Genomic DNA, 23,626 nt, shown 5'->3' on the forward strand with positions numbered 1-23,626 from the left:
AATGAACAGCGTAACAAAAAGCATAGACTGGCAAAAAGTTGGTGGATTGCTTCCAGTAGTGGTTTGTGATTATGCCACAAATGAAGTTTTAATGCTTGCTTACATGAACGAAGAAGCACTAAATTTAAGTCTATCTAGCCGTTACGCTCACTATTTTTCACGCACCAAAAATAGAATTTGGAAAAAAGGCGAAGAGAGCAGAAATACACAGGAGATAAAAGCTGCATTTTTAGACTGTGATAACGATACTTTGCTTTTAAAAGTGATTCAAAACGGAGATGCAGCTTGTCACACTGGGGCAAGGTCGTGTTTTTTTAATGAGATAAATTTACAAGACAGTAAAATTTCAGATGCAAAAATCGAAGTTAAGAAACCAAATTATGGCATCCTTGACGAGCTTTATCACGTGATAGAAGATAGGAAGCTAAATGCAAACCCTGAGATTTCTTATGTGGCAAGCCTTTTTAAAAAAGGCGAAAATCAAATTTTAAAGAAAGTTGGCGAAGAGGCTGGCGAATTTATAATGGCTGCAAAGGATCTTGGCTTTGCTAAAGCATTGGGCTCAGATGAATTAAAAGCAAAAAATGATCTGATTTACGAAGCAGCCGATCTTTGCTTTCATGCGCTTGTGGCACTTTCAGCCCATAATATCCATCCAGATGCTGTAAAAAACGAACTTGCAAGACGTTTTGGTATGAGTGGCGTCGAAGAGAAAAGATCGCGAGATGTTAAATAGCATCAAGCACGACTTACTTTTTGTATTACAAAATGCAAAGCTCATCGACTTTCTAACCTATGGCTGGATATTTTTAGCTTTTATATTGATCATACTTGTGGGAATTTTTATTGCCATAAAATCATGGTGGCAAATGGGATTTTTGTTTATACTAGCTGGATTTTTCGGTTTTTTTGTCGCCAACTACTACGCTAGCAAATACATAAATGAAAATTTAAGACCAGTTAGCATAAGTCAAATAACTACCAAACAGCTTCAATATGTTGATGCATTGATGGTTGATTTTAACATCACAAATAATTCAAATAGTACTCTAAATATCTGCAAAATTGAACTTGCTTTTTATCTTAGCTCAAAACAAAGTACAAAAAATTTTTTAAATTCACTTAATCCATTTGCCAAAAAAAGAATCATTTTAAACAAGGAATTTTTGCCAAAGCAAAGCATAGAGGTTAAAGAATTTGTCAATGATTTTGCATTTATAGACTACAATATTTCTAAAAAAGTGGAGTGTTTTTGATGAGTTCTACGTATTTTACCATTGTTCATATCATCGTACTTTTTGCGATCGCACTACTTTCTATTTTATTTCTTGTGTTGTCGCTTAGAGCTGAGCGAAAGCTATTTTTATCACTATTTTTTACAAATATTCTAGTCTCAACCACTCTTGCAGTATTTTTAATGCTGGTACTTGATAAATATACAAAAAAAGGTATGCTAGAAAATGTAAAAAGTGAGCGAATTTTACGAAATGAAAGTATTGTCTTTAAGGGACAAGTGAGAAATATCGGTAAATTTACAATAAGCAACTGCACGCTGACAATAAAACTAATCAACCAACCGCTAAACAAAAATGACCTTGGCGGGGAAGCGCTTTTTAAGCCAAGCGGACTCTCATTTTTTTCATGGGTTCTTGGCACAGATAAAGACGAAAGACCAAATACAGTTGAATACAAATTTGATGTAGTCAAAAATTTACCAAAACAAAAAAGTATGCCTTTTACTGTGTATATGCCTTATCCACCTTACTTTAAAAATGGCATGAATATCACTAAGTTAAATTGCTACTAAAGTCTCTAAATATGATTGCTGTCAATATAATTAGAAATTTTTACTGCCAAATCCTAAAATGTGCAAAGCATATCAAGCAATCTACCTAGCTTTTGCATATCTTTCAAAAAAAGATCATTTGGCTTTTGCGTAAAATCCTTGGCTTCATCAAGCATCTTTGGATCAGTGATGTTGTAATCAAACTCTTTTTTTAGTATCTTTGCGCCTTTTTTATAAAAGAAATTTGCTTCAATAAAGCTTGCAAAAAAGCTATCATCTCTTAAATAATAGTTAGTAGCTGCCTTCACAAAGATAGGTTTTTGTGCCAAAAATTCGCTACAAACACCGTTTTTAGAGCTAAATTTGACACTTTCAAGCACATCTACCCTAATCTCGTAAAATCTGATCTCATTAGCTTTTTTAAGAGCCAAAACATCACTTGCTTTATTTAAATTTATAGAAATATTGTCCGCCTCAAGCACATTTATAAAACCTTTTGCAAGAGAGTAAGCTTTAGATGTTTTGTTTTGATTTATAAAATTTACCATGCCAAAGACCGGTATATTGGCACTTTGTTCATCAAAGCTAGGTGCACTTTTTATGAGTAGTTGCTCCTTTGCACCATTTAGCTCAAAGTAGCTCACAAGAAGAGAGGGGTCATCTTTTTTGCTTGGCGTCTTTTGTGAGCAACCTACCAAAAATATGGCTAAAAGAATCAAAGTTGCCAAATTTTTCATTTTATAAAGTAGTCACCATCAAAGCTTACAAGCGAATATTTTCGCTCATTGCCGATACTTTCTTTAAGTTCGTCTATACTTAAAAATTCTAAGCTATCTGCACCGATGTATTCTCTTACTTCCTCTGCATTTTTTTTAGAGCTTATTAACTCTTCAAAGCTTGGCGTATCGATACCGTATCGCTCAGGGTATTTAAGCTCAGGGCATGCGACTCTAAAATGAATCTCTTTAGCGCCCGCATGTCTTAAAAGATCAACCACCTTTTTTGAAGTAGTACCACGAACGATACTATCATCTATAACAACGATACTTTTACCTTTTAGAACCGATGACATCGGATTAAGTTTTAGCTTAACTTTTAAATTTCTCATCTCTTGGCTTGGCTCGATGAAGGTTCTACCAACATAGTGGTTCCTAGTGATAGCTAGCTCAAATGGGATTTTGCTCTCATTTGCATATCCAAGTGCTGCTGGTACTCCACTATCTGGTACAGGTACGACGAAATCTGCTTTAATTTTGCTCTTCTTAGCTAGTACTTCACCCATTTTTTTTCTAACTTCATAGACACTTTTACCTTCTATCACGCTATCTGGGCGTGCGAAATAGATATATTCAAATGCACAAATTCTAGGATCTGGCTCATAAATTTGAATGCTTTGAAACTCACTTTTTCCATGTTCAAAGACTATCATCTCGCCAGGCCTAATATCTCTTATAAAGCTAGCCCCCACAAGATCAAAAGCGCAAGTCTCGCTAGCTACGATATATCCACCATCTTTTAGCCTGCCAAGGCTTAGTGGCCTAACACCCCAGCGATCTCTTATTGCAAAGGTTTTATGGCGTGACTGGATAAGCAGACAATAAGCACCTTTTATCTTATCAAGTGCTGCAATAATACGGTCCTGCAAGTGTTCGCTATGGTTTCTTGCGATTAGATGAATGATATTTTCAGTATCCATATTTGTCTGAAATATCGCACCATCCTTAATAAGCTCATCTCTAACCTCATCTTTATTTACCAAATTTCCATTATGGACGATTGAAATTTGTCCCAAAGCGTAGTTAGCGGCTATTGGCTGGGCGTCACGACCTGAGTTTTTACCAGCCGTTGCATATCGGTTGTGACCAATAGCCATATCGCCTTTTAGCGATCTTAAAATTTCTTCATTAAAAACCTCTGTAACTAGGCCATTACCCTTGTGAGTAGAAATTTCTCCGTCATCACAAACACTAATGCCACTCGCCTCTTGACCGCGATGCTGCATAGAAAATAACGCATAATACGCAGTCTTTGCTGCGTCTTTAGAATTTATAATACCAACTATTGCACACATTTTTTTCCTTTAGTTTTCATCATCTTTGTAAATTTCAAGAACATTTTTGTAGTTAAATTTGATCTCATTGCCAGCATTTAAATAGCCTTTTATAAATGGTTCATTGTCTAAAATACCGGTAAATTCGCCGTTATTTGTCTCGCTAACGACCCCCCACATGCGCTCAATCTGAGCAAACTCATCATCTTCAAATCTAAATATAAGCTTTACTATATCGCCAGTTCTTAAATTTTGACGCTTTTCACGCTCCGGCAGGTAGAATTTATCACCAAATTCTAGCTTGTAGCTCTCTACATCATCAAGCTCAAATTTAATCATCAAGCCCTAAACTATCGCCTATCGAGTATAGGCCACTATTTTGATCTTTTAGCCAAATGGCAGCCCTGATCGCACCTTTTGAAAAGGTTGCCCTACTCGTTGCGGTGTGATTTAGCTCAATAAATTCGCCGTCATTATAAAAGCCAACCGTGTGGCGACCGACTACATCTCCACCACGAAGTGCCATGACTGCGATCTCGTCCTTGCTTCTTTCGCCCACCATGCCAGCTCTACCAGTGACTAAAACATCTTTTAAATTTAAATCTCTTGCCTCAGCTACACTTCCTGCAAGTGTCATCGCTGTACCGCTTGGAGCGTCCTTTTTGTGCCTGTGGTGTTGCTCTACGATCTCTATGTCAAATTCTCTTAATGTTTTTGAAGCAATCCTTGCAAGGCGGTTTAGTACAGCTACGCCTAAACTCATATTTGTTGCGTAAAGAATAGGCATAGTTCCAGATGCTAGGTGAAGTAAGTTTTTATCTTCATTATCTAGCCCGGTCGTACCGATAACTAGTGGTTTTGGATTAGTTCTAGCGTAGTTTAGCAGTGCCATGGTCGCCTCTTTTTGACTAAAGTCGATTATCACATCGCATGCTTCAAAAAATTTAGCAAAGTCATTTGTCAAAAGTTCGCTATTTAAATTTTCAACCTGATTTTTTTGGCTAAAAGCGATGCTTAAAGTAGCATCTTTTTCATCTTTTAAACAAGAAATGATACTTTGAGCCATCTTTCCACTAGCACCATAAAGGCCTATTTTTACCAAAATTTATCCTTTGATTTTTGGTTGAAATTTAACATAAAATTTATTATAGATAGATTACGAATAGGCTTTAAAAATACGTATAAAATCAAAAATTTAATAGAAAAAAAGAAGAAAAATTTAGCCAAAAAATTGGCTAAATTTGAGTATTAATGCAAGCTTTCTATGTAGCTCATAGCGCTAAGTGCAGCCACTGCGCCATCACCTGCTGCTACGACCACTTGTTTTGGAGCGTCCTCTCTGATGTCACCTGCTACAAAGAGCCCTTTTAGACTAGTTTGCATCTTAAGGTTTGTCTTGACCTGTCCACCATCAGCCATTTCGCAGATAAATTTGCCATTTTCGTCTTTTAAAATTTCGTTATTTACGTTTAGCCCAACAAAGGTAAAAATTCCCGGCACATCAAGCATACGCTCGCCATTTTTGGTATCAAGCACGATCTTTGTTAGGCCCATTTTATCGCCAAGCGCCTCTTTTATAGTCGCACTTGTTATAAACTCGATCTTCTCATTTTTTCTAGCTTTTTCAACGGTCGTAGGTGCTGCTCTAAACTCGTCACGTCTATGGATAAGATAGACTTTTGAGCAGATATTCGCTAGATAAAGTGCCTCTTCAACAGCCGTATCGCCACCGCCAAGAACAGCCACTTCTTTGTTTTTATAAAAGAAGCCATCGCATGTCGCGCATGTACTTACGCCTTTGCCAAAGAACTCGTCCTCGCCTTTAAAGCCAGCACGTCTTGGAGTTGAGCCAGTTGCTACGATGACAGCCTTTGCCTGCTCGCTCTTGCCGCCTTCAAGTAAAATTTCAAAGCTACCGTCACTATTTTTTCTAACGCCAATGACATTTGCCCACTTGTGAACTAACCCAAATGCGCTGCACTGTTTCCACCAAGTGCTCATAAAGTCAAAGCCACTTTCGCCAGGGGCTTTTTGGCCTGGGTAGTTTTCTATCTCTGAGCTAGAGGTGATCTGACCGCCAGGCTCGCCTTTTTCAAACATTACAACATTTTTTAATCCGCCTCTAGTGGCGTAAAGTCCGGCGCTTAGTCCTGCTGGACCTCCTCCGATGATCGCTAAATCAAGCATAAATTTCCTTTATTCTAAAACATTTATGGGTGAATTTTGTTTATAAATTTCACCCCTTTGATGAACTATCTCAACACTACTTGGAAGCTTTGTAATGCTTAAATTTCGCATAAGCTCTAGGACTGTATTTATATCTGAGCTTATGTATTTTAGTGTTGAGTTTGACTCATATCTTTTTTGAAAGATATCGATTGCTACAACTGTTTCATTTTTGGTTGGTAAAATTTCGTCTAATTTTGATTGATTTGAACTGAAGATTAAAAGCGTGTATTTTGGATCTTTTGGAGTGAAAATTTCGCTTTTTTCGTAAAAAACTAGCTTCGCAAAATCAACAAATTTATATTGTGAAAAACGATAGTTACTATACGCAAATGCAGCCGCTATCATAGCTGCACCAAAAAATGAACCAAATATATAGGTAAGAGGAAGCAGACTTCCTCTTCTTTTTTCGCTCATTAAAGAAGCGAATTTAGTTTGTCAGTTAGGGCTTGTTTTGACTGCGCACCGACCATTTGCTCAACTAGCTCGCCATTTTTGAAAAATAGCAATGTTGGGATCGATCTGATGCCAAACTCAACTGCAAGATCTTGCACTTCATCAGTGTTTACCTTGCAAATTTTCGCTTTGCCCTCGAAGTCTTCAGCAAGCTCTTCGATCACTGGAGCTAGCATACGGCAAGGTCCGCACCATGGAGCCCAGAAATCTACTAAAGCAACGCCTTCTTTTGTAACATCAAAATTTTCTTTTGTAAGTTCGATGTATTTTCCCATTTTTTCTCCTTATTTTTAAAATGTGGCAATTATACAAATTAAATTTAAATTTTATCTAAATAATAAATTTTATTATAAACTAATATTTTCTATCAACTCTAAATTTTCATTTTTTATAACTAGTAAATCGACTTGAAAATCTCTATTTGGCTCATTTTTCATCATATAAAAATTTATAGTTTTTAAAATTTTTATATATTTTGCCTTATTTAGTCGGTATTCTGCCTCGTATTCTCCACTAGTTGCTTTTACCTCTATAAAGTGTAAAATTTTATCACTACTTAGTGCAATAATGTCGATCTCGCCAAATTTAGAGTGAAAATTTCTCTCTAAAATGACAAAACCTAGCTTACGCAAAAACTCGCATGCCCTATCTTCAGAGTTTTTACCAAAGAGATATTCGCTTAAACCCAAGCTACTCCTCGATCCTCATCATAAATGGCTCTTCTTTTATATACCCTTGCTCTTTTAAAAGCTCTATCGTTTGCTTCGCATCAGCCTCTAGGCTCGTGTGTGTCGTAAAAAATAATACAGCATACTCACTCTCATCCTTTGGCTTTTGCAATAAACTATCGATCGAGAGGTTGTTTTCACTCATTAAATTTGTAATCTTTGCAAGCACACCCATTTTGTCTTCGACTTTTAGCCTAAAGTAGTACTTCGTCTTTATCCTGTCGCGGTCAAGCAGTTCCAAAGTATTTAGTTCAAACGGCGCTTTGTATCCTAGCATAGGTGACTTGCTATCTCTTGCGATATCGATAAGATCACTAATGACCGCACTTGCTGTTGCGTCGCCACCAGCTCCAGGACCATAGTACATCGTCTCTCCAACGACCTCTCCAACGACGCTGATAGCATTTGTCACTCCGCTTGCCTTTGCTATCATTTTATTTTGCGGAACAAGCGCTGGATGCACGCGCAATTCGACCTTGCCCTCGCTTTTTTTGGCAATGGCTAAAAGCTTGATCGAATATTCAAAATCTTTTGCAAAGAATATATCTTCAGGTGTGATGCCTTGTATTCCTTCTATCAAGATATCCTCCGGATCGCCGTGCACGCCGTAAGCTATACTTGCAAGGATTAGCAGTTTGTGTGCTGTATCAAAACCACCCACGTCAAAAGTTGGATCAGCCTCGGCATATCCAAGCTCCTGTGCCTTTTTAAGTGCGTCTTTGAAATTTGAGCCCTCGTTCATCATCGATGTTAATATGTAGTTGCTCGTGCCATTTAGTATGCCATTTATGCTAACGATGTGATTTGCGCTCAAGCCTTCCCTTAGTGCTCTAATGATCGGCACCCCGCCGGCTACACTTGCCTCAAAACCAAATGGCGTATTTTTGGCTAAATTTTGCAAGGCGTATCTATGATAGGCCAAAAGTGCTTTGTTTGCAGTCACAACAGGTTTTTTACGTTTTAAAATTTCACTCACAACTCTAAAAGGCTCTTCAACGCCGCCCATAAGCTCGACAAAAACATCGATATCGTCGCGGTTTATCACACTATCTATGTCGTCAGTTAGTGGGATGCCAACGTCTCTTTTTTTATTTAAATTTCTAACCACACCGACGACTGGCACGATCTCTTCGCCACCTCTTGCTGCGATCAGCTTTTTATTTTTTAGTAAAATTTTTGCAACTGACTCGCCGACAGTTCCAACCCCCAAAATCGCTACATTCATTCAAATTCTTTCAAATATTTTTTTATATTTCTAGCCGCTTGTCTTATTCTATTTTCATTTTCGATAAGAGCAAGGCGCACATAGTCGTTTCCACCCTCGCCAAAACCAATACCCGGACTAACTGCGACTGATGCCTTTGTAAGAAGTTGCTTTGAAAACTCAAGACTGCCCAGATGACTAACTTTTGGTGGAAGTTTTGCCCAGATAAACATACTAGAACTTGGCTTTTTAAGCTCCCAGCCAGCCTGAGTGAAGGCCTCTATCATCACATCTCTTCTTTTTTCATAAATTTGGCGTATCTCTTCAACGCAGCTTTGATCGCCATCAAGTGCGACTGTGGCAGCCACCTGGATCGGCGTAAACATACCGTAATCAACCCATGATTTTATCTTTTTAAGTGCTGCGCAAAGTCTTTTATTTCCACACATAAAGCCAACTCTCCAGCCAGCCATATTGTAGCTTTTTGAAAGTGTATAGCACTCGACCGCAACGTCTTTTGCACCATCAACCTCAAAGATGCTTGGTGTTTTGTAGCCATCAAAGGTAAGATCAGCATAAGCAATGTCAGAAATGACGTAAAATCTCTCTTGTTTTGCGATGCTTACAAGGCGCTCGTAAAAGCTCTTTTGCACTGTCACGGTCGTTGGATTGTGAGGGAAATTTACGACTACGTATTTTGGCTTTGGCGAGCTTGCGTGTATAGTTTGGATCAAATTTTCAAAAAATTTATTCTCATCTAGCTCAAATTTATCATTGTAGTGAAGTGGCATCTTTGCGACACTTCCGCCAGCAAATAAAAACGCTTGCGTGTGTATCGGATAAGCAGGATCAGGCACGATAGCCACATCGCCTGGGTTTATCACGGCTTGAGCTAAGTGAACAAAGCCCTCTTTGCTACCCATCGTAGCGACTGCTTCGGTATCTGGGTCTAAATTTACGCCGTATTTTCTTTTGTACCAGTTGCAAATGGCAAGGCGGAGCTTGTAAATTCCAGCACTGGCTGAGTAGCCGTGAGTCTTGTCCTTTTGCGCGCTTTCGCATAGTTTATCGACGATGTGCTGTGGTGTTCTGCCCTCAGGATTACCCATAGAAAAGTCGATGATGTCCTCGCCAGCTCTTCGTGCAGCCATTTTTATTGCATTTACTTCGGCAAAAACGTAGTTTGGTAAACGCTCAATTGTATTAAATCTTATCTCATCAAACACTGCTTACTCCTATTTTATAAGCTTGATAATTATCTCATTTTTTATATTATTTATATCAACATTGTCGCTAATTAATGCGTATTTTGCACCTATTGCTAAATTTATAGAAACGGTAGTTTTTGCTTGCTCCTCTTTTATAGAGTCAATCTGATTTAAATTTTTATCATAAATCCTAACAAGTGGCATCCATCTATTTGACTCTTTTGACGCGATATCCAGACTACTTGCACCCTCAACATCAACAAAATAAGTACCACCGCTTTTTAAAAGTGGTGTCTCTTCGTCAAAATTTACCTTTGCAGCCTTAAGAATCATATTCTGAGCATCTAAAAATATCTCTAAATTCCCATCAATTCTATCAAATCCTAAAATTTTAAAACCGCTTTGACTAAGCGCTAAGCTTAATAAGTTTGGATCTATTCCGTCATTTTTTATGGCCGAAATTCCATAAGAAATTTGATCTCCATTTTTTAGAGAATTTATCCTTGAGATACTTATGTTGGCATCGTCTAGAGTTGAATTTATTGATTTTACAAATAATGTAGAAGGAACCTTTTGCTCACTTGTAAATTTTAAATTCAAACTATTTGAACCAAACGAAATGCTATCGTAACTCGAGTTTTGTTTTAATCTTGATACTAGCTCATTGACATTGAGTGAGCCATTTTGGTCTAAATTTTCTAAAGAAATTTTCACATTTTCAACATTGCTTAAAGCACTTGCACTAGTTTGTAAGCTAAAAGCATAGGCAAATACACTAAAAGCGGTGAAAATCGCTATTTTTCTTACCAAGATTTGCCCTTGTTGAGTTCTACAAACTCATCATAGCTCACAAATTTCATCTCTCCATTTTCTACTAAAAATCTAGCTGGACGGCTTGGATTATATTTTGTCACCTTGTCGCCGATCTTTAGCTCAATGTTGCCATTTCCACAAACTACGAGCTGCCTTTGGTCTAAATTTATATTTATGCTTTTGCTTGTGTCGTTTGATATTTTTTGACCATTTTCAAGATTAATTATCCCTATCCAGACACGTTGTTTTGGTGTAATGACCGCCTCATTTAGTGGCTTTGTAATGTTTTGCTCTATCTTAGGAGCTGGCTGAGCTGCCATGCTTGGCTTTACAGCATTTTGCTCCATGCTCGCAGGACTTGTTGCCACATTTTGTTCAACTGGAGCTGAAATTTTCAAGTCTGATGCGTTTGCTTCTATTTTAGGGCTATTTTGAGAGATGGTGATATTTGTATCAATGATATTTTTCTTCACCTCATTTACTATGCTTGACTGAGAATAGCTCACGCTTTTATTCTCATCATTTAAAAACGATAAAAAATTCTCGATATATTTGTAAGCATCAAAATGATATGCCCCACCAGCGATAATAGCTAAAATGATGAGCCAAAATAAAAATCCAATGCCGCCACTACCGCTTTGTTTTTGTATGGTAATATCTTTTGGAGTGTAAGAAGAAATTTTTGGAGTAACTTTAGTTTTGTGACTCTCATCTGGAGTATTTTCTTGCATAAAGGCATCATATTCAGCGAGCAACTCGCTCAAATCAACATCATATTCACGTTGCAAAATCTTGGCATAGCCCCTAATATTTAAACGTGATAATTTTTCAAAATTTTTATCAAAAATATATTGTAAAAATGTAGGCTCAATATGCGTTTTACGTGAAATTTCCTTTATACCTATCTCTTTTAAATTCTCTAATTCATTCATCTATCATCCTGTCACAAATTATTGCAAAAGCTGCACTTACATTTAAGGAGTCCCAGCCCTCTTTTAACTTTATACCAATACACTCATCACACTTTACTAGAGCCTTTTGTGGTATGCCTTCGCCCTCTGAGCCCATCACCAAAGCTCTTTTACCGGCAAACTTCATCTCTTTTACGTTTTTACCATTACTTGCGGTTGCATAAATTTTAAAACCAAATTGCTTTAGTTCATTTAATAAACTAAGCCCATCTTCAAAAATCGCTATTGGTATCTCATAAGCAGCGCCGCTACTTGATCTTAAAACGCCTTGCATATTTATACTTTTTGCCACTATCACAAGGCCTTCGCAGCCTAGAGCATAGGCACTTCTAGCGATAGCACCGATATTGCCAACATCGCTTATACCATAAAGAATAGCGATAAAATTTAGCTTTTTAAGCTCAGCAATGTCTGAAAATTCAAATTCACTAACATTCGCTAAAAAACCTTGATGGTTTCCACCGCGAGCTAAAGACTGTGCTTTTTGATTATCCACGCGAATAATTTTTTTGCCCGTACCACAAATTTTATAGAAGAGTTTTTTGTCACACTCTTTTGATAGATATATCTCTTCTAATATCTGTGGTCGCTTGTTCAAAATATGTAAAAATAGTTGTTTTCCGTATATTATCATGGTAACTTATGGTAGCTAAAGTCAATTAAAATTTAACTTATTTTTGTATGTAACTAGAGTAAATTTTACACTTTCGTTTCAATGTCACTTAGTAGTTTTGCGGCCTATAATTTAAGCTTTCGTAAGTTCATCATATATCTTTTTTACATCTTCTCCAGTTATTTTGTTAAGCAATTTTGCTTTTACTTTTGGAGCAAGATCAAGCAAAAGTATCTCATCTTTTGTGATATTTTGAGTGGCTGTTTTGTCACTTTTTGAGATGACAATCGCCCACTCTCCACTTAAATTTGCTTTTTCTAAAATTTGGACTAAATTTTTAGCACTATCTTTAAACTTACTCTCAAATTTTTTTGTGGCCTCTTTTATGGCAAAAATTTCTCTCTCAGGTTCTAGATTTGCGATACTTTGTACTAAGCCTAGTATGCGTTTTGGACTTTCATAGATCACAGCTGGATAGGCCAAATTTAGAGCATTTTGGATGGCCAAAGACCTATCTCTACCAGTATTTGGCAAAAATCCTAAAAAGACAAATTCCTTATCACAAAGTCCACTTGCAACCACACTTAAAAGTGCGGCATTTGCTCCACTTAAAATTTCATATTTAATGTTGTTTTTTTGAGCGTATCTTACTAGACTAACGCCTGGATCGCTGATGCCTGGCATGCCAGCATCGCTCATGTAAGCTACATTTTTACTAAAAAAATCATCACTTAAATTTGTGAAAAAGTCATCTTCATTATGAGTGTGAAGTGGGATAAATTTTGATATATTTATACTTGCGTCAAAGCGTTCATTTAGTAGGTTTACAAGACTTTTACAGACTCTTGTATCTTCGCAAATAGCTATCTCGCATTCACGCAAAATTCTAATCGCACGAAGCGAGATATCTTCTAAATTTCCTATTGGAGTAGGAATAAAGTAGAGCAAGGCTTATTTTTGAGCGTATTTTTTCTTAAATTTCTCAACACGGCCAGCACTGTCAACTATCTTTTCGCTGCCTGTGAAAAATGGGTGGCACTTGTCGCAAATATCAATTCTGATCTCGCTTTTGTTTGACTTTGTTTTAAAAGTGTTTCCGCAAGCACAAGTTACAGTGCAATCTACGTATTCTGGATGGATATCTTTTTTCATCATTTTTCCTTTATTATTTTTGGGCTAATTATCTACATTAAAAGTTGCTGATTATATAAAAAGAAATCTAAAAATCAAATAAATTAAGTCAGGAATTTTGCGGCCACTGAGATAACCGCAGTCTGCGATCTTAAGGTGTTTTTAGTATTTAAGCAGTAGCTATTTTTAAATTTAGCCATCTCATCCTCGCTAAATCCACCCTCTGGACCGATTATTAAAAGCCCATCATCTTTTTTCTCATTTAAGCTTTTACCACCAAAATTTATAGCTGAGACATTTTTATACACACTCATTAGCTCGTCCAAATTTTTATAAACTTCAAACTCCATTAGCGATGTTCGTCCGCACTGCTCGCAAGAGAGAGCATTTATGTAGTTTAGCCTTTCAATATCTATCTTAAAATTTGCTTGAGAAAATTTAGTATAGACAAAAGCTATTTTGCCAACGCCAAGTTCATTTAAAAATGGCAATGTCTTTTCTATCGTCTTTGGATCAACGATAGCCCAAGCGATCGTAAAGTCGATTTTTTGCTCGCTATTTGAGCTGGCAAAAATAAGGCTTAAGCTCGCACTTCGCCTATCAATCTCATCAATTTCATAGATATACTCTTTAAAATCTCGTAAATTTCTAACACTTATTCGCTCACCAGCTTGCATTCTTCTAGCTTTTAGGTGCAAAAAAGCTTCATTTACTATCTTTAAACTTTCATTACCTGCATTTTTATCATATAAAAATTTCATCTAAATCCCTGCAATTACGACTAAAATAAGATCACAAAATCCCTTAATAAGGGCAAATTTTTTAAATTTTTCTAAGTCACTATTAGCTGCATAAATTTTTAGCCTTTTAAAACCTATGGCACTAAGTGCGATTAAAATTATTAAGATGATTAACATTTTTATGGCATTAAATTTAAACTCATATCCGTAATACGCCCATAAAATAAGTCCAGTTAGCACAAGAAAACTAAGCAACATATGATAAATCGGTAAAAAATATCTTATACGAAGCACATAGTTTTTGCTATTGCTGATAAACTGAGTAAGTATTAAATAAAGTATATTACAGGCAACTAGTGCATAAAAAAATATCACATGAAAAGGCAAAGTGTATGCAAAAAGCGAGGAGAGATGTTCGTTCATTTCTTATCTTTAGAAGGCTCGTTCTCTTCCACAACTGGCTCAGGCGGGAGTTGTTCATCGATTGTGACATTTGCGTCTGGTTGGGCTATGGTCACATCACTAGGCACTGGCTCGCTAATATCATTTTTAGCCTCATCTTTATCTCCACAACCCGCAAATAGACCAGCTATAAATAAAAAAGAAGTTATAATTTTTTTCATCAAACGTCCTTTGGAATTTCTATTTTTAATCTATTTTTCATTTTCTCGAATAAATTTTTATCTTCCCACTCTTCTATGATAGCGTCTGAAAATTTGATCTCATCTAGCTTTATCTCGCCCATTTGCGCATTTACGGCGTCCTCTTTAAAGCACTGCGCATAGCCAGTATCAGTCTCATGCACGATAATACTATGAAGCTTCACTTCACGCTCACCGTTATTCATCACGCTAAGTTCAAGCAGTCGCTCTATCATAACAAAAAATATGCGGCAAAACTGCTCTGCACTTGGATTTAGCGGGATCTCGATCCATCTTGCCGAGTGCTTTTTTAGATCATTTTTATACTCATCATTATCGCCTGAAAATATTGTCGTAGCGTGATCAAAACTATCAATGATCGTTTTTATATTTTGCTTCATCAAGCCAAAGTCATAGACCATGCCGGCATTATCAAGAAAATTTGAGCTAAGTAAAATTTCAGCCACATAGCTGTGTCCGTGGATGCTAGTCCTACAACGCTTTGAGCTACAAAATCTCACAATATGTGCATTTTCAAATCTAAAAAGCTTTCTAATAATCATCAAACACCTTCTTTATCGCTCCAAAGCCTGATGTGGATACGCTCCGAGTAGTTAAATCCATACTTTATGGCAAATTCTGCCGTCTTTAAAGCATTTTTACTAAGCTCTGCTCTATCTGCACCCATCGCCATGCACCAAACTGGCAAATCCACTTGACTTTTTACATTTATAATTTCGTCTAACTCGCTTTTGTCAAAGTGCGAGAGGACAAATTTCAAAAAGCTACTTCTTGCATTATTTTTAATAGCTAAAATAGCGTCTAAATTTATGCGTTTTTGCTCGCTAACTCCGCTATTTGCTAGCTTTACTCCGAGTGCAAAATGGCAATTTTTATAAATTTCATACTTAGCAAAATCAATTAAGGTAGTGCCATTTGTCTCAAAATGTACTTCATAATCTTCAAGCAATTTCTTTACCAAATTTATAAAATTTTCATTTTCATGCCAGATGAGCGGCTCGCCGCCGGTTAAAACAATGATCGGTTTTTGCATTAAGCCTTTGCATAGGTTATCAACTATGCCTAAAATTTCATCTACACTATAAATTTTATAATTAAAATGCCCTTTAAAAACAGCCCTTATGCTATCACATCCTAGTAAGCTTTCGCCAGTTTTTAAAGACTTTGTTTGCACGCCAAAGCCAGAGCAGTTTAAGTTGCAGCCTAAAAAGCGTAAAAATATAGCGAGTCTACCTTGGTAAGCTCCTTCGCCTTGGATGCTTAAAAACGCCTCAACTAGCTCTAGCTCTTTGCTCATCAACCACCAGTTTGATAAAAGGCACGCGAAGAGGTTTCATTGCTAGCACCTATCGCCCATTTGTTCTCTTTTGGCTTGTTTGCTAGTACTTGCCTTAAAATTTCACTTGCAGCTACGATATCACCTTTTTCAACCGCTTTTTTGATGCTAAGAGCCTCTTCAAAGTAAAGGCAAGGTATCAAAAGCCCCTCGGCACTTAGCCTGATACGGTTGCAACTCTCGCAAAAGTCGTGCTTATGCGGATCAATGATACCAAATTTATAACCATCATCAAGTCTATAAATAGACGCAGGCGCATTTAGTAGTTTTCTATCTTTTGTGACATTATATTTTTGTGAGATGATTTTTAAAATTTCATCGCTACTTAGCCCTTTTAGATCATCTTTTGCGTGTGAATTTTCCATATACTCAATAAATCTGATCTGAGAATCTCTAAATTTAGCAAACTCAAGCAAATTTATAAGCTCATCATCATTTACGCCTTTTAGTGCGACAGTGTTGATTTTTACCTTTAATCCAGCATCATGAGCTGCTTCAAAGCCAGCTAAAACTTCGTGCAAGACGCTTTTTTGTGCGATAAATTTAGCCTTTTGCTCATTTAGTGTATCAAGCGACATATTTATGCGCTTTAGTCCAGCATCTTTTAGTCTTTTGGCAAAGTGTGAAAGCATATAGCCATTTGTAGTAAGTGCTAGATCGATGTCTGGATTATAATCACTTATCATCTTTATAAAAACGTCCAAGTCCTTACGTACAAGCGGTTCGCCTCCAGTGATTCTTATCTTTTTTATACCTTCATCGATAGCCACTTTTACAAATAAAAATAGCTCTTCAAAGGTTAATAAATTCTCCCTTGGCGTCCAGCTAAATGGCGTTGTAGGCATGCAATACCTACACCTAAAGTTGCAACGCTGAGTTACAGAAATCCTTAAATAATCAACAACCCGACCATATTTATCAATTAGCATAAAGCACCTTCTTAAGCTTGGTTAGAGCTTTTTATAATTTTTCAATTATATGTTAAAAGATTTAAATCAAAATAAAAATTTAAGCCAATTTTTGTAGTTTAAGAGTGGATTAGTCTTTTTAAAATTAGCCTGTAAATTTAGGCTAATTTATGAAATTTAAGCACAAATTCGACTCGCCCCATTCCAACATGAAGGTCCTTTGCGATCATCGCTGCAATTTTTCCATCTTTAAACATTTTTAAAATTTGCTCTTCTTCATTGATGACACTTGGTGCGATTTTATTAATATCTCTTGTTCGCTCTTCAAGACTAACTATCCTATCTTTTTGCTCTGTTGCAAAATCATCAATTACTCGCTCAATACTCTTAATCGCACGAATTATTGGTACAATCTTTTCATTTATTTGCAAATCAATATTTTCTTTTATCTGTTTTTTAAGTGGCTCATATTGTTCACTATTTTTAAATGCCTCGCCCTCAAGCATTGAAATTTGTTTTTTTAGATTGAAATTTTCTTGCATAACGCTTTCTATCGCTCGCTCAAATCTCGCAAATTTTTTATTTGTCTCACTATCTTTTATCAACATTAAAGCTACTATTATCGCCAAAACGATACCAAAGCCTAAAAAAATATAAATTTCCATATTTTTCCTTTACGAATTCGCTCTCATTTCTCTTATCATTACACGCTCTCTAGCTGTTACGTAAGCGTTCCAGTCGGCTTCATCCTCTTCGTGCATATTTTCTATCTTTGCTAAGTTTTCACTAACAGCTCTTAAATAAAGACTCAAATTTCTCTTTGGAAAGATAGGCATAGCAATCCTTGCGTAGTAAATTTCATCTTTTATAAATTTTTCTTCACTTATTTTGATGTGTGTAAAACCGATTTCTTCGATACTCGTCCTCTCTTTTAGTGGCAAATATTGCTTATGTTCGTTTTTAATATAATCACTCAGCGCATCAACTTTTCTATGAAGCTCGATCAGCAAAGTTAATAAAACTTGATCGCTCTCTTTGGTTTCGCCACGTGATTTAGCTCGTTTTAGCCAAGCCCCAAGTGCATCCTCTTCGCCCGGCAAGATGGAGTCAAACTCTCTTTTAAATTTCTCGCTCCCATCTTTATCAGACTCAAATTCCATATCAAGAGGTGCTTTAAACAGCTTAATCTCGCTCATAATACGCTAATCCAAACAAAGATAAAAAATAAAATTCCCAGATAGCCATTTAACGTAAAAAATGCTCTATCTATCTTGCTAAAGTCGCGTCTTACGATCCTATGCTCAAGAAATAAAATAACGCCACTTACTAAAATTCCAAAAAATGCCATCGCTCCAAGCCCAGCTGCCCAAGCAAAAAGTAGCCAAAATATAAAAGCTAAAGCGTGAAAAATGGCTGATAAAAAAAGTGTAGCCTTGTCGCCATAAATAGCTGGTATGCTAAAGAGCTTGTTTTCTTTATCAAATTTCATATCTTGAAGCGAGTAAAGCAAGTCAAATCCAGCTACCCAAAATGTCACACCAAGGCAAAGCAGCACGCTCCAAAGCGGTATAGCAGCGCTCACTGCGACAACGCCAGCAATGGGAGCAAGACCTAAGCTAAGGCCAAGCACCAGATGTGCTAGCTCGCTAAAGCGCTTAAATAGCGAATATCCACCAAGAACAGCTAAAATAGGAAAACTTAGCCAAAATGCGAGCGAATTTATAAAATAAGCGCATACGATAAAAATAAACGCATTTGCCGCAATAAAAAGCTGCATATTGCTTCTACCGATACGACCATCAACGCTTGGACGGCTCGCAGTTCGCGGATTTAGCTTATCGATATCTTCATCTTTGTATCTATTAAAAGCCATAGCAAAATTTCTAGCACTAACAGCGCAAAAAGTACCTAAGATAAGCAGTTTTAAGCCAAACCAAGCCGAGCCACTTTCTATCTTGCTAGCAACTATCATAGCAACAAAAATAAAAGGCAAAGCAAAAACAGAATGCTTAAAAACGATAAGTTCAGCGATAATTTTTAATTTTTCTATCATTTGATAAATTTCCATTTTCTTTAAAAATGGTTGATTTTACACCATTTTGCTTTAAATTTGAATTTATATTATCATTACAAGATTAATTTAAAACAAAGGTTTATTATGGGAAAAGTAGCGATTATTGGAGATAGTTTTAGTGCGTTATTTACGGCTTACGAATTAGCTAAAAAAGGTGAAGAAATTTTAATTATTAGCAGCCAAAAAGATGATTTTACAAATGGAATTTTAGCGCCTTTTGGCACACACGCTCTTGCAAAAGATGGAGCGATATCTAGCTCATTTATGGGGCTAGTTAGCAAAAAAAGCGAGCTTGATATAAGTATTTGCTTAAATGAAAATTTTAGAGCTTGGATGACAAATTTTACACTTAAATCAACCAAAGCTCACGACAAAAAGATGCAAATTTTGTTTTCAAAATTTGGTAAGAAAAGCTTTGAAATTTTAAGAGAGCTAAACAACAAATATCCGCAGATAAATTTCGATGAGAGCGGTATTTATCTACTTTTTAGCAATGACGAAAGCTTTAAAAAAAGGCTTGATGAGATAAAGGTTGCCCATAGCGAGCAAGAAATTTTAAGCGTAGATAAAGAGCTAGCAAATTTTGGGCTAATAAATAAAAATATAAAAGGCGCTATAAATTTAGTCAAAAACGCAAGTATTGACACAAATGAGCTAAAAAAAGCTTTGATAAATGAGCTAAATTCTCTTGGGGCAAAATTTATAAATGATGAAATTTATGAGCTAAAAACGCAGGGGCAAATAGTGCAAAAAGCTACCGGCAATAACGCCGAATATGAGGCCGATAACTTTGTGATAGCTTCAAAAAATTTAGAGCTTTCAAATAAACTAGGCACGAGCTTAAATGCGATTTTGGCTAAATTTTATACTATTGATCTTAGCCTAAATGAAGGGCAAATCCCTAAAAAACCAATCATTTTAAATGATCTATTTGCCAAAATTTATCCAACTAAAAATGGCGTTATGATTATTACAAATTTACAAGTCGGCGCTATCGATACGCTTGTTAAAACTGAAAAGATTAATGCATTTTTAAATGAACTAAAGATACATCTTGGTATAAGCGAGCTAAAAGAGCCTAGCTTTAGGGCAAACTACGTACTTCTTAGCTCAAACGATAAGCCAGCTCTTGGACGCGATAACATATATAGTAACTTGATCTATAACCAAGCTTATGGACTAAATGAACTTAGTTTTGCTCCGTATTTTGCCAGTGTTTTGGCTAGTCTTATAAAAGATAGCAAAAATAACGAGGAAAATGATGAAATTTTACTCTTTAGCTCGTTTTACGAGGGCTAGACTTGTTTAAAGAATTTGCAATAATTGGCACCACAGCAAGTGGCAAGAGCGATCTTGCATTTGAGCTTGCAAAGGAGCTTAATGGCGTCATCTTAAGCCTTGATTCGCTTGCACTTTATAAAGAGATAGATATCGCCAGCGCAAAGCCAAATAAAGAGCAGCTTGAAGCCATAAAGCACTTTGGTGTAGATGAAATTTATCCTGATGAAGAATTTAGCGTTGGGGCATTTTTTGAAATTTATAAAAATGCAAAGGGTTTTGCACGCTCACAAGACTGCCCACTCATCATCACAGGAGGTAGCGGATTTTATCTAAAATCAATGCTTAGCGGACTTGCACCAGATGTGCCAAAATGTGAGCTAAATTTAAGCAATGAAGAAATTTATAAACTAGCTATAAAAATCGATCCTGAGTTTGCAAGTAAATTTAGCCAAAACGACTCTTATCGCCTCGAAAAGTGGTATCAAATTTATAAATTTAGTAACCAAATTCCAAGCATTTGGCTAAGAGAAAATACTAAAGAGAGCATCATAAAAGAGCTAGCGATATTTGAAATTTTATGGGATAAAGATGAGCTTAGAGAACGTATCAAGAAAAGAACAAAAGGCATGCTTGAAGCTGGGCTCATAGATGAGGCAAAATTTTTATTTGATAAATACAAAAGTGAGCCAAAACCACTAAAATCAATAGGTTTAAAAGAGTGCAAGCAATTTTTAGATAAAGAAATTTCTCAAAACGAGCTTGAAGAGCTCATAGCTACGCACACGGCTCAGTTAGCAAAACGCCAGCGAACCTTTAATCGCTCGCAGTTTGAAAAAAAATTCGTGGGTGATTTGGATCAAATTAGAAGTGAAATTCTAAAATTCTTAAGAGAATAAAACTAGCCCACAAGGGCTAGTTAATAAAATCAAATAGGCATTACCCTAATTTTTGGGCTTAAGCTCTCTTGTAAGACATTTTCAATCGCATAAAGAGTACCAGTTGAGCCACTTGCACAGCCTGAGCAAGCACCAAGATAGCGGATATAAATATCAGTATTTTCTCCGTTATCATTTCTGATATCTAAAATTTCTAAATTTCCGCCATCCATCTCAAGCATTGGGCGAATTTCTTTATCTATGACAGACTCTACTGCTTTTAACTGCCCTACCATCGTCATATTTTCAAAGGTAATGTCACCTAAAGTATGATTTGCTTGGGCATTTGCCTGAGCTTCGATCTTCTCACGCTCCATTTCAGCCCTAGTATCACGCAAAATATCCACCAAATAATATTCTCTTTTTTCATGGCCACCAGGCTTTACGCAAGACTTGCAAAATGCACCAGCTTTGGTGTATTGCGTGATCTCTTCAACTGTGTGAAGGTCATTTAGTCTTATCACTTCTTTTATCGTACCAAGGCTTACCCTAGCACACTCGCAAACGATGATCTCATCTTCAAAATGCTCTGGGTCTATGCCTTTATAGCTTGCGGCTGCTGCTTTTATAACATCATACGCCATAACGGAGCAGTGCATCTTTTGAGGTGGAACTGCTGGCGTTTCTGGATTGTCGCGCATAGCCTTTTCGACATCAAGGTTTGTGATCTTGACTGCTTCATCAACTGTTTTGCCAATACAAAGCTCAGCCATCGTATCAGAGCTAGCTATCGCTGTACCACAGCCAAAGCTTTTAAATTTAGCATCTATTATTTTGTCTGTCTTTTCGTCAACAAGCCAGTATAGCCTAACCGCATCACCGCAGCTTTCTGCACCAAAGTCAGCCACAATAAGCTTTGCGTTTGCCTTTTTAGCATCTTCTTCGGTTATCTCTCCCATAAATTTAGGATTATTCATCCTATCTTGCACTACCTTAGAATACTCATCCCAGATAGAGCCTCCGATCAAATTATTCTTTGCCATGTTATTTTCCTTTAAATTTTATAATCCACTCTTATGCCATTCTGGGGCGTAGGCAAATGTACTAGAGATACCTCTTAGTCTATTTACTGCTTTTGTTATGTGCTCGATCGCATAATCAATCTCTTCTTCTGTATTAAATCTAGAAAGAGATAGTCTAAGTGCGGTGTGAGCTAGCTCTTTATCTGCCCCTATAGCCTCCATTATTGGGTTACTCTCTAATGTTTCACTTGCACATGCTGAGCCAGTTGAAGCTGCGATGCCAGCTTTATTTAGATCCCAAAGCATAGCTTCGCCTTCAACACCTTTTATAGAAGCCAAAATGGTATTTGGCACACGTTGCTCTTTTTTACCAACGACGCTAACGTCAGGAATTTTTAAAATTGCATCTTCAAGCTTATCACGCAAACGGCGAACATGAGAGTGCTCATAATCCATAAATTTATTTGCCAGTTCAAGTGCTTTACCCATGCCTATGATGCCAGGAACATCGAGCGTGCCACTTCTGCGTCCACCCATGTGCTCGCCGCCGTGAAGCAAGCTACTTAGTGGCATACTATTTTTTATAAATAGTGCTCCAACGCCCTTTGGTCCGTGAAATTTATGCGCAGAAAAGCTTAAAAAATCAACGTCAAGGTCTTGAACATTTATCTTTATCTTACCAACTGCTTGAACCGCATCCGTGTGGAATAAAGCTCCATATTCATGAGCGATACTAGCAAGCTCTTTTACAGGAAAGATCATGCCAGTTTCGTTATTTGCACTCATTATAGAAACAAGTGCTACATTCTCATCCATTACAGCTCTTAGCTGTTCTGGAGTGACTATGCCATCGTTATTTACATCTAAAACAGTAAGCTCTACGCCATATTTTTCTAAAAATTTACAAGTTGCCAAAATAGCTGGATGCTCAACTGCGGTTGTTACGATACGCTTTTTCTCGCCAGTTGCTATTTTATCGAAGTAGATGCCTTTTACTACCCAGTTGTTGCTCTCAGTCGCACATGAGGTAACGACGATATCATCGCTATCTTTTGCGTTTAGTCCGGTGTAGAGTTGATCTAGCGCTGTTCTTAAAGCTGGATGTGTTTCAGAGCCAAATTTATGAAGCGAGTTTGGATTGCCGTATTTTTCACAAAAATATGGTTTCATAAGCTCAAAAGCTTCAGGATCAACCATTGTTGTAGCGTTATTGTCTAAATATACTCTCAAATTTAAAAACCTTAATTAGGATAAAAAATATCCTTTTTATTTTTGATGGGATATTATAACAAAAAAGTTAAAAGCAAGTTTAAAAATATGCTTTAATTTTTTCAAAATTCAGCTCATTTTGATATTAAAATATATTGAAATTCTTTATCAAAATTTGCATAGATCGCTATTTGCGATTTTTCTTATAAAAAAGTCTAATTATCTCTTAAAAATTAATTCATTTTTTTAAGTTTATAGCGCGATAAACATATTACTTGCGTGCATTATCTCTTTATAGTTTTCTTCTAGTTTTTCATATGAGGTTTTATAAAG

At 36.6% G+C, this 23,626-nt stretch carries 31 protein-coding genes; 5 read left to right on the plus strand and 26 right to left on the minus strand.

Annotated features, from left to right (window positions below):
- Position 1 precedes the first annotated feature (1 nt).
- From A3835_07955 to A3835_07965, 3 genes are read left to right on the plus strand one after another with little or no spacing between them, the layout of a single operon-like run.
- Positions 2–736, plus strand: coding sequence for a bifunctional phosphoribosyl-AMP cyclohydrolase/phosphoribosyl-ATP pyrophosphatase (locus A3835_07955; protein ORI06685.1), 735 nt, complete (start codon positions 2–4; stop codon positions 734–736).
- Positions 726–1,256 (plus strand): hypothetical protein, encoded by a 531-nt coding sequence (locus tag A3835_07960; protein ID ORI06686.1) that lies wholly within the window; start codon positions 726–728, stop codon positions 1,254–1,256. Before A3835_07955 ends, A3835_07960 begins: the two co-directional genes overlap by 11 nt.
- Positions 1,256–1,807 carry a hypothetical protein gene (locus A3835_07965; GenBank protein ID ORI06715.1) on the plus strand — a complete coding sequence of 184 codons (552 nt, stop codon included), beginning with the start codon at positions 1,256–1,258 and terminating at the stop codon, positions 1,805–1,807. Before A3835_07960 ends, A3835_07965 begins: the two co-directional genes overlap by 1 nt.
- A 53-nt stretch (positions 1,808–1,860) precedes the next feature.
- Here the strand turns inward: A3835_07965 and A3835_07970 are convergent, their stop codons facing one another.
- The 24 genes from A3835_07970 to ubiA form a co-directional block, all read right to left on the minus strand.
- A complete protein-coding gene (locus A3835_07970; protein ID ORI06687.1) occupies positions 1,861–2,523 on the minus strand; it encodes a hypothetical protein in 663 nt (220 codons plus the stop codon).
- A complete protein-coding gene (locus A3835_07975) occupies positions 2,520–3,857 on the minus strand; it encodes an amidophosphoribosyltransferase (protein ORI06688.1) in 1,338 nt (445 codons plus the stop codon). Before A3835_07975 ends, A3835_07970 begins: the two co-directional genes overlap by 4 nt.
- Positions 3,858–3,866: 9 nt before the next feature.
- The gene (locus tag A3835_07980) at positions 3,867–4,175 is read right to left on the minus strand and encodes a hypothetical protein (protein ORI06689.1); all 309 of its coding nucleotides are present in this window, start codon (positions 4,173–4,175) and stop codon (positions 3,867–3,869) included.
- Positions 4,168–4,938, minus strand: coding sequence for a 4-hydroxy-tetrahydrodipicolinate reductase (locus A3835_07985; protein ORI06690.1), 771 nt, complete (start codon positions 4,936–4,938; stop codon positions 4,168–4,170). Before A3835_07985 ends, A3835_07980 begins: the two co-directional genes overlap by 8 nt.
- 146 nt (positions 4,939–5,084) lie before the next feature.
- Complete coding sequence (locus A3835_07990) at positions 5,085–6,023, minus strand: thioredoxin-disulfide reductase (protein ID ORI06691.1); 939 nt, start codon at positions 6,021–6,023, stop codon at positions 5,085–5,087.
- A gap of 9 nt (positions 6,024–6,032) precedes the next feature.
- A complete protein-coding gene (locus A3835_07995; GenBank protein ORI06692.1) occupies positions 6,033–6,479 on the minus strand; it encodes a hypothetical protein in 447 nt (148 codons plus the stop codon).
- Positions 6,479–6,793, minus strand: coding sequence for a thiol reductase thioredoxin (locus A3835_08000; GenBank protein ORI06693.1), 315 nt, complete (start codon positions 6,791–6,793; stop codon positions 6,479–6,481). The genes A3835_07995 and A3835_08000 overlap by 1 nt, the downstream gene beginning before the upstream one ends.
- A 72-nt stretch (positions 6,794–6,865) precedes the next feature.
- Positions 6,866–7,207 (minus strand): hypothetical protein, encoded by a 342-nt coding sequence (locus A3835_08005; GenBank protein ID ORI06694.1) that lies wholly within the window; start codon positions 7,205–7,207, stop codon positions 6,866–6,868.
- Between the two features lies 1 nt (position 7,208).
- Positions 7,209–8,471 carry a homoserine dehydrogenase gene (locus A3835_08010; GenBank protein ORI06695.1) on the minus strand — a complete coding sequence of 421 codons (1,263 nt, stop codon included), beginning with the start codon at positions 8,469–8,471 and terminating at the stop codon, positions 7,209–7,211.
- Positions 8,468–9,676, minus strand: coding sequence for an alanine transaminase (locus A3835_08015; protein ID ORI06696.1), 1,209 nt, complete (start codon positions 9,674–9,676; stop codon positions 8,468–8,470). Before A3835_08015 ends, A3835_08010 begins: the two co-directional genes overlap by 4 nt.
- 9 nt (positions 9,677–9,685) lie before the next feature.
- Positions 9,686–10,468 carry a hypothetical protein gene (locus A3835_08020; protein ORI06697.1) on the minus strand — a complete coding sequence of 261 codons (783 nt, stop codon included), beginning with the start codon at positions 10,466–10,468 and terminating at the stop codon, positions 9,686–9,688.
- On the minus strand, positions 10,462–11,403 hold the full coding sequence (locus A3835_08025) for a phosphatidylglycerophosphate synthase (protein ORI06698.1): 942 nt from the start codon (positions 11,401–11,403) through the stop codon (positions 10,462–10,464). The genes A3835_08020 and A3835_08025 overlap by 7 nt, the downstream gene beginning before the upstream one ends.
- Positions 11,396–12,076 carry a 23S rRNA (guanosine(2251)-2'-O)-methyltransferase RlmB gene (locus tag A3835_08030; protein ID ORI06699.1) on the minus strand — a complete coding sequence of 227 codons (681 nt, stop codon included), beginning with the start codon at positions 12,074–12,076 and terminating at the stop codon, positions 11,396–11,398. The genes A3835_08025 and A3835_08030 overlap by 8 nt, the downstream gene beginning before the upstream one ends.
- Before the next feature lie 111 nt (positions 12,077–12,187).
- On the minus strand, positions 12,188–13,003 hold the full coding sequence (locus A3835_08035; GenBank protein ORI06700.1) for an rRNA (cytidine-2'-O-)-methyltransferase: 816 nt from the start codon (positions 13,001–13,003) through the stop codon (positions 12,188–12,190).
- Positions 13,004–13,006: 3 nt separating this feature from the next.
- Positions 13,007–13,207: a 50S ribosomal protein L31 gene (locus A3835_08040; protein ORI06701.1), complete on the minus strand. Its 201-nt coding sequence runs from the start codon at positions 13,205–13,207 to the stop codon at positions 13,007–13,009.
- A gap of 83 nt (positions 13,208–13,290) precedes the next feature.
- Complete coding sequence (locus A3835_08045) at positions 13,291–13,947, minus strand: 16S rRNA (uracil(1498)-N(3))-methyltransferase (protein ID ORI06702.1); 657 nt, start codon at positions 13,945–13,947, stop codon at positions 13,291–13,293.
- Positions 13,948–14,349, minus strand: a complete 402-nt coding sequence (locus A3835_08050) for a hypothetical protein (GenBank protein ID ORI06703.1) — start codon at positions 14,347–14,349, stop codon at positions 13,948–13,950.
- Positions 14,346–14,549: a hypothetical protein gene (locus A3835_08055; GenBank protein ORI06704.1), complete on the minus strand. Its 204-nt coding sequence runs from the start codon at positions 14,547–14,549 to the stop codon at positions 14,346–14,348. Before A3835_08055 ends, A3835_08050 begins: the two co-directional genes overlap by 4 nt.
- Positions 14,549–15,130, minus strand: coding sequence for a 6-carboxy-5,6,7,8-tetrahydropterin synthase (locus tag A3835_08060; protein ORI06705.1), 582 nt, complete (start codon positions 15,128–15,130; stop codon positions 14,549–14,551). The genes A3835_08055 and A3835_08060 overlap by 1 nt, the downstream gene beginning before the upstream one ends.
- The gene (locus tag A3835_08065; GenBank protein ID ORI06706.1) at positions 15,130–15,885 is read right to left on the minus strand and encodes a radical SAM protein; all 756 of its coding nucleotides are present in this window, start codon (positions 15,883–15,885) and stop codon (positions 15,130–15,132) included. Before A3835_08065 ends, A3835_08060 begins: the two co-directional genes overlap by 1 nt.
- The gene (locus tag A3835_08070; protein ID ORI06707.1) at positions 15,885–16,853 is read right to left on the minus strand and encodes a cyclic pyranopterin phosphate synthase; all 969 of its coding nucleotides are present in this window, start codon (positions 16,851–16,853) and stop codon (positions 15,885–15,887) included. Before A3835_08070 ends, A3835_08065 begins: the two co-directional genes overlap by 1 nt.
- Before the next feature lie 137 nt (positions 16,854–16,990).
- Positions 16,991–17,497: a hypothetical protein gene (locus tag A3835_08075; GenBank protein ORI06708.1), complete on the minus strand. Its 507-nt coding sequence runs from the start codon at positions 17,495–17,497 to the stop codon at positions 16,991–16,993.
- Between the two features lie 9 nt (positions 17,498–17,506).
- Positions 17,507–18,028, minus strand: a complete 522-nt coding sequence (locus tag A3835_08080) for a hypothetical protein (GenBank protein ORI06709.1) — start codon at positions 18,026–18,028, stop codon at positions 17,507–17,509.
- Positions 18,025–18,900, minus strand: coding sequence for a 4-hydroxybenzoate octaprenyltransferase (gene ubiA, locus A3835_08085; protein ID ORI06710.1), 876 nt, complete (start codon positions 18,898–18,900; stop codon positions 18,025–18,027). The genes A3835_08080 and ubiA overlap by 4 nt, the downstream gene beginning before the upstream one ends.
- 90 nt (positions 18,901–18,990) lie before the next feature.
- On the opposite strand from ubiA, the gene A3835_08090 reads away from it, so the two are divergent.
- Positions 18,991–20,205, plus strand: a complete 1,215-nt coding sequence (locus A3835_08090) for an FAD-dependent oxidoreductase (protein ID ORI06711.1) — start codon at positions 18,991–18,993, stop codon at positions 20,203–20,205.
- A gap of 2 nt (positions 20,206–20,207) precedes the next feature.
- A complete protein-coding gene (locus A3835_08095; GenBank protein ID ORI06712.1) occupies positions 20,208–21,083 on the plus strand; it encodes a tRNA (adenosine(37)-N6)-dimethylallyltransferase MiaA in 876 nt (291 codons plus the stop codon).
- 29 nt (positions 21,084–21,112) lie between these two features.
- On the opposite strand, the gene A3835_08100 is transcribed toward A3835_08095, so the two are convergent.
- On the minus strand, positions 21,113–22,105 hold the full coding sequence (locus A3835_08100; GenBank protein ID ORI06713.1) for an iron-sulfur cluster assembly scaffold protein NifU: 993 nt from the start codon (positions 22,103–22,105) through the stop codon (positions 21,113–21,115).
- Positions 22,106–22,123: 18 nt separating this feature from the next.
- On the minus strand, positions 22,124–23,314 hold the full coding sequence (locus A3835_08105; GenBank protein ID ORI06714.1) for a cysteine desulfurase: 1,191 nt from the start codon (positions 23,312–23,314) through the stop codon (positions 22,124–22,126).
- Between the last annotated feature and the right edge of the window lie 312 nt (positions 23,315–23,626).

This window comes from Campylobacter concisus (genome assembly GCA_002092835.1).
Lineage (GTDB): Bacteria > Campylobacterota > Campylobacteria > Campylobacterales > Campylobacteraceae > Campylobacter_A > Campylobacter_A concisus_K.